The following is a 12,951-nucleotide window of genomic DNA, read 5'->3' as shown; positions in this document are numbered from 1 at the left end:
GGTCACTCCATTTTGCGGATGGTCCAGGGTTGCTGGGCGATAACGCCGACCGGACAGATTTCGTCGACCGAACAGGAATAAAAGGCGTCCAGGACTTCGCGGGACGAACCGAAGGACTGATGGTAGTGCATGCACCGGTTGAGACAGGCGATCGACTTGGCATAGGAGGAGACGATGAGCAGGTCGTGACTGACCATCAGAATAGTCAGCTCCTTGTTCAATTCCTTGAGCAGCTCGTAAAATTCGGTCTGCCCCTTGGTGTCGATGGATGCCGTCGGTTCGTCCAAAACCAGCATTTCCGGGCGGGAGACGAGGGCTCGGGCGATCAGGATCCGTTGCCGCTGGCCGCCGGACAGGGCGGCGATTTTCCGGCCGGCGCAGTCGGCGACGCCGAGTTTGGCGAGAGTCTCGCGGGCTGTGTCCTTCGTCTGGCCCGAAGTGCGGGCCCACCGGCTGGCTCGCGGATCGTGGGCGCCCATCAGTACCACGTCGAGCGCGGTGGCCGGGAACCTGAGATTGTGATTGACGTGTTGCGGGACATAGCCGATGCACGTGCCGTGCGTACCGGGCGGCCTGCCGTTGATTCTGATCGTGCCTTTGCTCGGTTTGAGCAGGCCGAGAATCAATTTCAGCAGGGTCGTCTTGCCACCGCCGTTGGGGCCGATGATTGAGATAAAGTCGCCTCGAAAGACATCGAGGTTGATATTGTGCAGGATATCCTGCCCGCCTGTGGAATAGCAGAGATCGGCGATGGTGACGATGGGTGGCACAGCTGTCATCACGGCCCCTGCAGTGCGCCTTTCAGGCGCCTGGCAACTTCCCTGAGATTGCTGAGCCAGTCCTCGGCAAGCGGGTCGATCAGGATAACCTCACCGTCGATTTCCCGGGCGATCAGTTCTGCTCCTTTGGTCGACAACTGGGGCTGCGTGAAAACGACGCGAATCTCGTGTTCCCGGGCGTGCTCGATCAGCGCCGCCAGTTGTGCCGGTTTAGGGTTTTTGCCGTCGACCTCGACGGCCACCTGCTGCAGACCGTATTCGCGGGCGAAATAGCCCCAGGAAGGATGAAAGACCAGGAATTGCATGCCCTGTCTGTCGGCCAGTGTGGTACGTAAATCTCGATCGAGCGTCTCGATCTGTCCGATGAAAGCGTCTCGGTTGCGTTGAAAGGTCGAGGCGTGTTCGGGGAACAGATCGGCAAGCGCGTCGGCGATGTTGACCGCCTGCTGCTTGACCAGGGACGGAGCCAGCCAGATATGCGGGTCGAGGCCCTCGCCGTTATGGTGCTGGGCATGGTCGTGCCCCTGATGACCGTCATCATGATGTCTGTCGTTCTGCTCCTGGTGACCCTTGGCGTGGTGGTGGTCGGTCATGGCCAGCTTGTCGATGCCGGCATCGGTGTGAATTATTTTCATAGCCGGATTGACCCCACCAATGCGTTTTAGCCACACCGTTTCAAAGTCGACGCCAATGGCGAAATAGGCTTTTGCTTCCGCCAAGGACTTCATCTGCGACGGTTTTGGCTCATAGGTATGCGGACTGGCGCCTGCCGGAACAAGGACTTCAACGGACAACAGGTCGCCGCTAATCTGTTGCACAAACTGTTCCTGGGGAGCGATGCTGACAAAAACGACGGGTTGGGTATCTGCCGATGCCGGAGAGCGTAGAATAATAGATAGGAAACAAAGGAAAATTATCGACATTGAGATACGCATTGGTTACTCCAGGGTTGAGTTACAATTCGTGATATCATTGATGCAACTATATTGCATAATCATCATTTGACAAGAACAATGTGTCACCCCGGGAAACTGACGATCCGAGGGTGCCGTATCGCCGTTGTAACAATGTTGCCCTCTCGAGCGGCAAGGAACTGGTGGAACTGCTGTAAACCGCCGTCTGTTGGCATTGACTCTGAAAATGAATACTATCTCCAAATGTCCCTGTCGTTTTGGCTCGGACTTTCACGAACGTGGCTTCAGCCAGGTTTCGTCGAGCGTTGGCAAGAGGAAGGAGGGAATACCATGACAAGCCTGCAACAACAGCTCCAGACGATCAGAGAAAAGTCCGCCGAGAAACTCACACCGGACGTGAGAGCGGCGATACAACAAGGATTTGCCGAACTACAGGAGAGTGTCGTTCGAGAGAAAGTACTGGGTGTCGGTGATACGGCTCCACCCTTTTCCCTGCCCGATACACGGGGCAAATGCATCGTCTCGGACGCCCTGCTGGCCGAAGGGCCGCTGGTGATCCTGTTTTACCGCGGCAAATGGTGACCTTACTGCAATGCAGAGCTGGCGGCTCTGCGTGACAGCTATCCAGATCTCACTGCGGCGGGAGGTTCTTTGGTGGCCATTTCCCCACAGTTGCCCGAGCATTCCCGGGTACTTGCAACCGAAAGCAAGTTGCCGTTTCACGTGCTCAGCGATCAGGGTAATGTGGTCGCTGAATCATTCGGGGTTGTCATCACTCTGCCGCAGAGACTTGCGCGAGTTTATGCCAAAGTGTTCAATATTGATATTCCCGCCTACAACGGAGACAACAGTTGGACGCTGCCGATGCCGTCGCGATTCATCGTCGATCAGCAGAGGATAATTCGGGCCGTTGATGTGAATCTCGATCATACCGTCCGCCCCGAACCGGCCTCGGCTATCAGCTTAATTAACAAGTTAGGCAAAGAGTAGTCTGACCGGTTCACCGGCCGGAATAGATAAAAGAGAACAGGGACGAGCAACCCTGCTCCATCCCCGGCTCCTGGAAAAATGGCCGAGCGGGGTCCGGCGGATCCGTAAAAAACGAGGGCATGGATGATGAAGCAGCACCGGCGCGCAGCAATAATTTGCTGTCTATTCGTACTGACTGCAGCCAGCACCGTTTCTGCCGACGATGATGTCTTGCTTCGTGAAGAATTCAATCATCTCGAGAATTGGTCCTCATATTCTTTTCGCAATATAGACCGACAGACAACGTATGAAACTGCGGTGCAGGGAGACGACTCGGTTCTCGTTGCCGTCAGCGACGCCAGTGCTTCGGCGTTGATCAGCAACGCCCGCTTCTCCGTCGAGCAGTACCCGATCATCACCTGGCGCTGGCAGGTGGAGCGGGTCTTCAAGGACGGGAACTACCGCCAGAAATCTGGTGACGATTATCCTCTTCGTATCTACGTAATCTTCGAATATGATCCACAAAATGCAGATTTCGGAGCGAAAATAAAGTACGAGCTGGCCAAGACCCTGTACGGGGAATACCCGCCGCACAGCAGTATCAACTACATCTGGGCCAACCGGGAAGAAGAACGGGAAACCGTCGCCAACCCCTTTACCGACCGGGCCATGATGATCCCGTTGCAGCATGGCTCGGAAAATGTCGGTTCCTGGCAGGAAGAAACCGTAAACGTTTACGAAGATTACCTGAAGGTTTTCGGCGAGCCGCCGCCTCCGATGGCCTCCCTGGCCATTATGAACGACTCGGACAATACCGGCGAGTCGGCAACCTCCTATCTCGATTTTATCGAAGTACGAAAACCCGGTCGAGAAAATGGGGGCAGGCCCCTTTTCTAGGCAATCCCCCTTCTTTTGCTTTCAACAAAGAGATAAATTGCGTTATAATGCGATATTCTGAAATTATGTGCAATCTGTCGAAAAGGAGGAGTGTGATGAAATACCAGATTGACGTGAGTGGGGTGGGCGTCATTATTACCGGGGCAAGCAAAGGTATAGGCCAGGCGTTGGCGCATGGGTTCAGTGAGTGCGGGGCCCGTGTGATCAATGCCGACCTCGGGCCACCGGAGCCACCTCATGACGAAGTGCTGCTACAGAATATTGAATACATTGAAACCGACATTACCAACTTTGGCGATGTTCAGAAGATGGTCGAGAAGGCAGCCATCAAACATCCAATCAATGTTCTCATCAACAATGCCGGAGTCATTTACAAGGCGCTTGCCGAACAGATGGATATGGCCCAATGGGACCATGTTCTGAAGGTGAACCTGACCGGACCAATGAACTGTGCCAAGGCGGTCATCCCCCACCTCAAAAAGCAGCAAAGCAGCCGGATCATCAACCTGTGTTCCATGCAGTCTTTTTTGGGAACACCGACCTATGGCGCCTATACCGCCACAAAATCGGCGCTGAGTGGGCTGACGCGAGTATGGGCCAAAGAGTTGGCCGAATTCGGCGTCACCGTAAACGGCATATGTCCCAGTTTTGTGGACACTCCAATGCTGAAGAACGCGATACAAAAATTTGCCGACGAGCACGATATCTCATTCGATGACGCATATAAAACGTTTATCGAACCAGTGCCACAAAAGAGGGTCTTGCAACCGGAGGAGATCGTCTTTCTTTCCCTGTTCCTCTCGTCCCCATTGGCACAGAGCATAACCGGACAGAATATCCTTGCCACCGGAGGGATGGTGTTGAGTTGAGACATCCCGACAACCATGACCGTTGCACTTCCCCTTATCCTCAGCAAAAAAGGACGATGAGATGAGCCCTAACAATCGCTACATGCTCGGCGTTGATATTGGTTCCAGCAATTTAAAATGCTTGATTGTCAGAAATGATGGGGAATTGATCGCGAGCGAATCGAGAGAGCTGAAGACGCTGTATCAATACCCTGGTTGGTCAGAGCAAGACCCGGACGATTGGTACACTGCCTTGGCTGACTGTTGCCATAAGATCTTCACCACATCCGGTATAGGCTCCATAGAATCGGTCTGCATCACCGCCGCCACTCATACCGCAGTTCTTTTGGATGAAAATGATAAGCCGCTCCGACCGGCAATCATGTGGACCGATCAAAGGAGCATAGAAGAATCTAAAATCCTGAATGACAAATACGGCCAGTCGATACTGGATATCGCCTACCAAAAGGCCAACCCGACCTGGACGTTACCACAGTTTTACTGGCTGATGCGTCATGAGCGCGACGTCGTCGAAAAAACCAGAAAGGTCATGTTCGCCAAGGATTATCTCCGCTTTAAACTCACCGGTACCTGGGAGACCGATTGGATCGATGCCCTCGGCTCCATGATGATGGATGCGCGCACGAAAGAATGGTCATCGGAACTGTGCGATTATATCGGGTGGCCGCTTTCAACTCTGCCGCCCATTTGTTCGCCGACCACGGTGGTCGGCTCCGTTCTGGAAGAGGCCGCCCGGCACACCAAAATCCCCGTTGGCATACCCGTTGTGGCCGGAGCATCTGACACCGCGGCCGAGGATTATGGCGTTGGCGCGATCAACCCCGGTGACGGTATCATAAAGCTGGCGACAGCCGGCAACACCAACATCATGGCCAGTGAGCCCTCGGTCGATCCCCTTCTATTCAATTATTACCACGTCATTCCTGGCATGTGGTATACGGTAGCCGCGACCAGTTCTTGCGCTGCGGTGCATAAATGGCTGCGGGACGAATTCTTCCGGGTGGAATCCGACAAGTTTGAAAACAGTGGCAGCACGGTTTTTGCGTACATGGACAACCTTGCCAAATCAATTCCGGCCGGTTCCAATGGGCTGATTTTTCACCCCTATCTGATGGGCGAGCGGACCCCACACTGGGACCCACTGCTCAAAGGAGACTATCTCGGCATATCCATCAGACACAAGCGGGAACACTTTATCAAGGCACTGTACGAGGGGATCTCGTTTTCCCTTCTTGAATGTTACCTGTCCCTGGAAAAACGCGGCCTCAAGATGGAGCAGGCCCGCCTTATCGGCGGCGGCGCCAAGAGCGAGTTATGGCGGCAGACTCTAAGCGATGTTCTGGGCAAGGAAACCTTGATTCCGGAAATCGATGACGCCTCGTTCGGAGCGGCGTTGATCGGGGGGGTAGGGTGTGGCTTGTTCAGCAATGAGAGGGATGCCATCGACAAATGTACACGGGTAAAAACGGTTATCCGTCCGAACTATGAAAATCACGCCAGATACCAGGAGCTTTTCGATATCTTTACGAGATCACAACAGCTCCTCGTGGAGATAAACCACGCTCTGCACAGATTCAACCAATAGCGCGGTCGACGAACAAGGCTGTAACGCCGCGGGATTGCAGATTAACCGAGAGATGTGATGTCTTGCAGGTAGTTCCGTCTGAATCATGGCAACAGCGATGGTTCAGACGGCAGAAAGAAGTTATAAGTCCATGAAAATATTGGGTAGCAGCATCGCCAGAGAAGGGAAAACACTAATCAGCACAACAACGACCATCATACTTAGAATAAACGCCCACAGAAACCGGAGCGTCGCTCCGGTCTTCACCTGAGCCAGGCCGCAACTGATGTTCAATAAAATGCCGACGGGTGGCGTCGTTCCACCGATCTGCATGACGATAATTAAAATGATACCGAAGTGGATCGGATCAAACCCATATTGCTGACCCATCAAGTTTAACAGTGGACCGAAAATGGTCGCTATCGCAAGTACTTCCATCACGGTTCCGAGGATCAGCAGGAAAACGATGATAATCGCCAAAAATACGTATTTGTTTTGCGTTAAATGACTGAAAAACTCGGTTGCCGCGGCAGGGAACATTTGCCACGCCAAGAGCCAGCCAAAAGCATAGGCGAAAACAATGATCGACATGACCATTGCAGTGGTCGAGGCAGAAGATATTAACATGGCAGGGATATCTTTGATCTCGAAACCTTTGTAATAGAATTTCCCTACGAAGAAAGCATAGACAACCGCCACCGCACCTGCTTCGGTCGCCGTGAATACTCCGGAAATGATCCCGACAATGATGATGAGTGGCATAATCAAGGCAGGGAGCGCATAGATAAAGTCTTTCAGCAATTGCTTGAGCGGGACACGCTTTTCCCTGTCCAGGGCCGGGTGATACTTCGGTCCGGAATAGTAATAAACGACAAACATCATACAAGTGCCGATCAAAAAACCCGGTAACACGCCGGCTAAAAACAGCCCTCCGATGGACACCTCGGTGATCGAACCGTACAGGATCATGATGATACTCGGCGGGATAATAGGCCCGATACAGGAAGATGCGGCGTTAAGCGTGGCACTGAACGCGGGATGGTACTTTTTCTTCCTCATCGCGGGGATTAGGATCGATCCTATGGCGGTTGTATCGGCGACTGCCGACCCCGATATGCCGGCGAAGATCATACTGGACATAACCGACGTCTGTCCCAATCCGCCGCGAATATGCCCAACGATAGAATGAGCGAAATTGACCAGACGAATTGTCAACCCGCCGCGATTCATCAGCTCGCCGGAGAGAATGAAAAGGGGAATCGCCAGCAGAGAAAAACTGTCGGCCGCATGAAGAATCTTTTGGGCCAAGACCATAAACGGCATGCCGCTTACCGTCATGACAATCAAGACAGCTAACCCGATGGCAAAGGCAATGGGAATTCCTATCAGCAGAAAAACGGCAAATGTACCAAAAAGAAGAAAGATCAATTTCCATCTCCTTTCTCTACAAAGAGTACATCATAGATTCTTATAAAAGACTCTATAATCACGGTGAAACCGCAGAGCGGAAGAGCTAAATAAACCAGTAACTTCGGAATTCTTAGACCTGAAGTGTATTGGCCTACCGATAGTAAAACAAACTTTATCCCACCGATTGTGATACAGACAAACAGCAAGATTACAAAGACATCAGCCAGTGTCAAAATTACCTTTTTGGGTACTCCGGTAAGGCGCTCGGTTAATATTGAGACAGAAGCATGCTCACCACGATTCAGGCTGATCAGTATCCCGCTGTAAACCAGCCAGACGAAACAATAGCGCGCCAGTTCATCGGCCCAAGGCAGCGAGTGGTTGATAACATATCGAAAAATAATCTGGACAAACGTGATGAGCACTACAGCAGAAAATGAAACTATGACGATCCATTCACTGAGCTTGATGTGCCACTTACGCATATGAACCAACCTGAATCGTGTATCTCAGAATACGGGTTACATACCCTTATTTGCCCAATTCTTTACGAATTTTTTGCACGAATTCGTAAATACCCCTCTCTTTCGCATATTCATCGACCATCGGGGTAAACAGCGCGTTCAACTCACCCTGGTCGAGGGCAGTGATTTTGAACCCATGCTTTTCGATCAGTTCCTGTTGCGCTTTTTTTTCCGCGCCTTCACCGGTAAATGGCCGGAACCAAATACCGGCTTCCTCTGCTGCCTCGTAAAAGATCGGCTGGTGCTCTTTCGGCAATTTTTTGTAAAAAATATCGCTTATCTCCCAGATGGCAGTCTGGTAGACATGATGGCTGACGACCCCACGGTTTTCGATCTCATAAAACTTCATCGAGATAACACCCGGATCCTCCTGCTCATGACCGCTGACGACGCCGGTCTGAACGGCTGTGTAAATCTCCCCAAAAGGCAGAGGGGTGGGATTCATGCCCAATGTCTGCAGGATCTTGATGTACAAAGGCGAATTGGGGGAACGGATCTTTATCCCTTTCAAATCAGCTAGTGAATTAACCTCTTTATCCTTAAGCCAGATATTCCGATAGGCTTGGTCGACAAACCAGAGGATTCTCACCCCCGTTTTCTCCAGGAACATATCGGCGAGTTCTTGGCCGATAGGCCCATTCATTACGGTGTGAACCTCGTCAAAGCTAGCCAGCACTCCCGGCAGGCCAATGGCCTCGAACTCTTTCACATAATTCGGTCGTATGGCTGAATAGCCAAACTGCATGTCAAGAGTCCCCATCTGCAATTGTTCCAGCATCGATTCTTCACTGCCCAACACACTTGAATAAAACATTTTGAAATCGTAAGCGTCATTGGTTTTCGCATTAACAATCTCAAAAAATTTTTCCATATACTTGTTCATATAAAAAGATTCTGATTGTATGCTGCCTACACGTACAAGAGTTTTGGCCTGTACGGCTGAAACTACACAAAATGCCATCACAGAGAACATTGCAAAACAAAACATTAAACGGCGCATAGGATTACCTCCATCACCAAAGGGGTTCAGCAGGAAAGAGTTAAGGCTCGATTATCAGGTCATGCATGAATTGGGCGTCGGTCACCTCCTGGTAGTGGTGTTATGGTATATAGTGCCCACACCTACTTATATGGTAGGGCTCTAGACGTGACAAAATGATCCGGGTAGGCGAGTCATCATTGGTATTCGAAGTGGTTTAGCGATGTCATGGAGCGATTACGAAGCAATATTCACACCGGAACTTGCGAGCGGCTCTTTTAAAAAGCCTATACAAGAAAACGGGTCAAGTCAAGCGAAACATCGCACATTATTGCATCTTGGCTTAAATTATCGCACTTTCATGCATCCTGGTCAATCTCGTTTGTGCAGTGAGGTCGTAACCAGATATGGTGATTTTGCTAGGGGGCAGGGCCGGATGCATCTCGGCTGCACCGATTCTGACCGAAGGTGGATATTGTCCGGGAAAATCTGAGTGTAGGAGCGTGTGGCTTGATATGCTCAGTAGATGACCCGGGGACCTTTTTTCTCCACAGACGTTAAGATCTCCTTGGCGAGGGGCTTATCGGTCACGATCAGATCGGCTTGTTCGATATCGCCGACATGGAAGGTCGCCACTTTGTAGAATTTCGAGTTGTCGACCAAGGCGACCTTCACCTGTGGCAACAGAAAGACTTCCGGGAATATTTCATGGATAAACGGTAGTTGGGTCATGAACCCTTTTTCAGGCGACACGGCTCCAACCGAGAGGAATATCTTGTGAACGTTTATGTTCTCAAACGATTTCAGGACCCAACGACCTCCTAAAGCCTCCAGTTCATGATTGGCTTCTCCACCGGTTAAAAGGACCTTCACTCCTGCCGCTTCAGCAAGAATCTCAGGAGCTACCAAAGAATTTGTCAGAATGATGAGGTTTTTGTAATCATGTTTGGCGAGTTCTTTCGCCAAATACACAGACGTGGTTGAATGATCGATAAAAACGCAGGAGTCATCTTCGATGAGTTTTGCCGCCTTTTCGGCAATTGCCGTTTTCTCCGGTACGTTTCTTTCGAGCCTCATCCTGAAATGCGAAAATGTTTCAACTTTCTCTTTGTAGACTGCCCCTCCTCTGACTTTTTCTATAATTCCATCTGCTTCCAAGCGATCAAGATCCCGGTGGAGCGTGGAGAAAGATACGCCCAGGTGGGTGGCCGCCTCGCCGATCTTGATTTGCCCTTTTTCCTTTAATAATTTTATTACCTTATTCAGCCGCTCGAATGGATACATTGATTTGTCCTTGACAAGATGTGCGTGATTGTGAGATTAAATGAATTATTAGTCGTGTAATATTGGCCGGATTTTTTCAAACTTTTCATCCACTTTATCACGTAAGCTGCTCAAGTGGCAATAAAAAGATAATCATTTATTGGGTGTACGATATGTCAACGTTTCTTTTGCATCAAATAAAAACAGAGTTAATAGACGCGGTAGGGTGGGATAATGTAAGCACTCGCGAACCGGATCTGCTTGCTTACAGTCTCGATTACTTCGCTGCTCCTCAAATATGGCTTGACAGAGGCTTGCCGTTGCAAAAACCGAGTTTCATCGTGCATCCAGAGAACTCCCACCAAGTGGCTTCCTTGTTGAAAGTCGCTACACGCCACAGAATACCGGTCATCCCCTACAGTGGAGGAACCGGTAGTCAGGGAGGCATAACTCCCTTGTACGGCGGTATAATCGTGGACATGAAAAAAATGGATCGGATCATTTCGATCGATGAAGAATCATTTATTCTAACTGCACAACCAGGAATCAACGGCTATCGACTGGAAAAAGAACTCAACAAAAAAGGATTTACGTTGGGCCATTATCCAGCCTCCGTCTATGGAGCTACCCTTGGCGGATATATCGCCGCCCGTGGCGCGGGAACCTTATCGACCAAATACGGGAAAGCTGAGGATATGATCATCAGCCTGGAGGCTGTCTCGGCGCAGGGTGAGATTTTCCGAACCCTCCCGGTACCCAATCACGCCTGTGGTCCCAGCTTGCTCCAGCTCTATGTCGGGTCTGAAGGGACCTTGGGTATTATCACCGAAATATCGATAAAAATCGAGCCGCTGCCGCAAATCAGAAAATTCAATGCCTTCCTCTTCAAAGACGTCAGAGATGGTCTGGAAGCAGGTCGCCGCATGATGACGGAGAAACGCCTCAGACCGAACACCATCCGCCTGTATGACGAAAGTTCAAGTGATCGTATCGTCAAAAAAGTGCTCGGTTTGGATCTGAAGGGGTGCTACATGGTTGTGGGCGCCGAAGGCGCCGAGGCGCAGGTGCTCCTCGAGATGAAGCAGATTGAGGAGGTGTGTGTCGCCCTGCAGGGAAGGGAGTTGGGTCCAGAGTCGGGCGAACATTGGTGGAACCACCGCTATGACTTTTACTTCCCGCCGTTCAACCTGATGTTGCCTGAATTGACCGGAACCGTGGAGACCACCACCACCTACGATAAGATCTACTCCATTCATCTGAAGAAAAAAGAGGCCATAGAAGTCGGCTTCAAGGATTGGAACGCGAAATACATTGCTCACTTCAGTCATTGGTTTCCTTGGGGAGTCATGACCTATGACCGGTTCATCATACCCGTACCTCCGGAAGATCCGGAAGAGGCCTTGCAACTGCACAACGCCATATGGGCAAAGGCTGCCCGGACATCTCTGGCGCATGGGGGGATTCTCAACGACCATCATGGTATAGGGTTTAAACTCGGGTGGTTGATGCCGGAGCAATACGGTACAGCCTGGCCTATCATGCAGTCGATCAAAGATGCTCTGGACCCTGCGGGAATCATGAATCCTGGGAAATTCGGCTTTATCAAACGTTTTTAACACTTCCTTTCAAAACCATATATACAGAGGAATACCATGTTCTTAAATGAGAAAGAAAGGGACGAGACCATATGGGCCTGCCGGTTTTGCATGATGTGTCAAACGGCGGACCGGGTCGGTGAGATTATCTGCAACGAGTCTTATACCCCCAGAGGACGCGGAGCGATCATCCATAGCCTGGAAAAGGGTTTGCTGGTATGGAACGAGGATATTGCCGACATCATGTACACGACGTTGAACGATGGCCGGCTCCAGGAATGGTGTGTTGGCAATTACGACCACGAAGAGTTGATCATCGATACGCGGGCAAAACTGTTTGCCAAAAACCTCGTTCCTGAAGATATCAGACAATTCCTGCTGCAGCTGAGAAACCGCTTCACTAACCATGAACGACTCATCAACCATTTAAAATCTGCACAACTGTCACCGGATGCATCTGCCAATACCTTGCTGTACATCGGCCGGGACGTCACTCCGGAATGGATGGGAACGCTGACCACCTTCGCACAATTTTTAAAAACAGCCGGGGTACGGTTCAACATATTGCCGCAGGAACCCCTCAGCGGTTATGAATTCTACCAGGCAGGGGATTTCGACAGCGCTGCAGCGTGCTCGAAGACCCTGGCTACAGCCATTAAAAACACTGGCTCCACCCACGTAATGGTACTCGAGGCCGACTGTTTCCGCATGCTGACCACGAGGACCAAACGGTTCGGAGGTGACACCTCCGGCCTGCAGGTCGAACATTTTACCACGACCATCAGGAGACTGGCGGAGGAAAATAAACTGCCGATCAAACACCTGGCCGAGGCAACCACCGTCACCTTTCAAGACCCCTGCAACCTCGCCAGATACTGTGGCAACACGGAAGACCCGAGAAAAATCCTGTCGTTGCTCGACGCTGAATTGATCGAGATGGACCCTGCCGGCAAGCTTGCTTATTGCTGCGGCGGCGGCGGATTATTGCCTGTGCACCGGCCGGAAGTTGCCCGTGAAGCAGCAGCAATGCGCTGCCGTGAAGCGGCGGAAACAAAGGCTGACTATCTGGTAACCGCCTGCATGGGATGTCATCAGATGCTGACTCACGGCTGCCGGAAGGACGACCAGCTGGCACCGCCTCAACTGATTCATCTCATCGATCTGGTGGCCCGGGCAGTCGCGTCATGA

12 protein-coding genes and 1 pseudogene are annotated in these 12,951 nt (G+C 51.2%); 7 read left to right on the top strand and 6 right to left on the bottom strand.

What is annotated here, in order from left to right; translation table 11 throughout:
• Positions 1 to 2: 2 nt before the first annotated feature.
• Positions 3 to 779, bottom strand: a complete 777-nt coding sequence (locus BUC26_RS00435) for a metal ABC transporter ATP-binding protein (protein WP_073372862.1) — start codon at positions 777 to 779, stop codon at positions 3 to 5.
• Positions 779 to 1,702, bottom strand: coding sequence for a metal ABC transporter solute-binding protein, Zn/Mn family (locus BUC26_RS00430; protein WP_073373188.1), 924 nt, complete (start codon positions 1,700 to 1,702; stop codon positions 779 to 781). The genes BUC26_RS00435 and BUC26_RS00430 overlap by 1 nt, the downstream gene beginning before the upstream one ends.
• Before the next feature lie 321 nt (positions 1,703 to 2,023).
• On the opposite strand from BUC26_RS00430, the gene BUC26_RS22595 reads away from it, so the two are divergent.
• The 5 genes and pseudogenes from BUC26_RS22595 (at position 2,024) to BUC26_RS00410 (ending at position 6,013) form a co-directional block, all read left to right on the top strand.
• On the top strand, positions 2,024 to 2,275 hold the full coding sequence (locus tag BUC26_RS22595; protein ID WP_084540349.1) for a thioredoxin domain-containing protein: 252 nt from the start codon (positions 2,024 to 2,026) through the stop codon (positions 2,273 to 2,275).
• A gap of 12 nt (positions 2,276 to 2,287) precedes the next feature.
• Positions 2,288 to 2,683 (top strand): annotated as a pseudogene (locus BUC26_RS22590) (redoxin domain-containing protein); the annotation flags it as partial.
• Positions 2,684 to 2,806: 123 nt separating this feature from the next.
• Positions 2,807 to 3,559 (top strand): DUF3047 domain-containing protein, encoded by a 753-nt coding sequence (locus tag BUC26_RS00420; protein WP_073372861.1) that lies wholly within the window; start codon positions 2,807 to 2,809, stop codon positions 3,557 to 3,559.
• 95 nt (positions 3,560 to 3,654) lie between these two features.
• Positions 3,655 to 4,428, top strand: a complete 774-nt coding sequence (locus tag BUC26_RS00415) for an SDR family NAD(P)-dependent oxidoreductase (RefSeq protein WP_073372860.1) — start codon at positions 3,655 to 3,657, stop codon at positions 4,426 to 4,428.
• A gap of 82 nt (positions 4,429 to 4,510) precedes the next feature.
• Positions 4,511 to 6,013: a xylulokinase gene (locus BUC26_RS00410; protein ID WP_161949782.1), complete on the top strand. Its 1,503-nt coding sequence runs from the start codon at positions 4,511 to 4,513 to the stop codon at positions 6,011 to 6,013.
• 120 nt (positions 6,014 to 6,133) lie between these two features.
• Here BUC26_RS00410 and BUC26_RS00405 read toward each other — a convergent pair whose 3' ends face one another.
• The 4 genes from BUC26_RS00405 to BUC26_RS00390 all read right to left on the bottom strand — a co-directional run bounded on the left by BUC26_RS00405 (position 6,134) and on the right by BUC26_RS00390 (position 10,189).
• Positions 6,134 to 7,420 carry a TRAP transporter large permease gene (locus BUC26_RS00405; protein ID WP_073372858.1) on the bottom strand — a complete coding sequence of 429 codons (1,287 nt, stop codon included), beginning with the start codon at positions 7,418 to 7,420 and terminating at the stop codon, positions 6,134 to 6,136.
• Complete coding sequence (locus BUC26_RS00400) at positions 7,417 to 7,887, bottom strand: TRAP transporter small permease (protein ID WP_073372857.1); 471 nt, start codon at positions 7,885 to 7,887, stop codon at positions 7,417 to 7,419. The genes BUC26_RS00405 and BUC26_RS00400 overlap by 4 nt, the downstream gene beginning before the upstream one ends.
• 46 nt (positions 7,888 to 7,933) lie before the next feature.
• Positions 7,934 to 8,926 (bottom strand): TRAP transporter substrate-binding protein, encoded by a 993-nt coding sequence (locus tag BUC26_RS00395; protein WP_084540346.1) that lies wholly within the window; start codon positions 8,924 to 8,926, stop codon positions 7,934 to 7,936.
• Between the two features lie 498 nt (positions 8,927 to 9,424).
• The gene (locus tag BUC26_RS00390) at positions 9,425 to 10,189 is read right to left on the bottom strand and encodes a DeoR/GlpR family DNA-binding transcription regulator (RefSeq protein WP_073372855.1); all 765 of its coding nucleotides are present in this window, start codon (positions 10,187 to 10,189) and stop codon (positions 9,425 to 9,427) included.
• Between the two features lie 152 nt (positions 10,190 to 10,341).
• Here BUC26_RS00390 and BUC26_RS00385 point away from each other — a divergent pair, with 152 nt between their 5' ends.
• Positions 10,342 to 11,784, top strand: a complete 1,443-nt coding sequence (locus BUC26_RS00385; RefSeq protein WP_073372854.1) for an FAD-binding oxidoreductase — start codon at positions 10,342 to 10,344, stop codon at positions 11,782 to 11,784.
• A gap of 90 nt (positions 11,785 to 11,874) precedes the next feature.
• The gene (locus BUC26_RS00380; RefSeq protein WP_161949781.1) at positions 11,875 to 12,951 is read left to right on the top strand and encodes a (Fe-S)-binding protein; all 1,077 of its coding nucleotides are present in this window, start codon (positions 11,875 to 11,877) and stop codon (positions 12,949 to 12,951) included.

The sequence above is a fragment of the Desulfofustis glycolicus DSM 9705 genome, from assembly GCF_900130015.1.
Classification (GTDB): domain Bacteria; phylum Desulfobacterota; class Desulfobulbia; order Desulfobulbales; family Desulfocapsaceae; genus Desulfofustis; species Desulfofustis glycolicus.
Note: the sequence above shows the minus strand (reverse complement) of the source record. Positions and strands in the feature narration are given on the sequence as shown.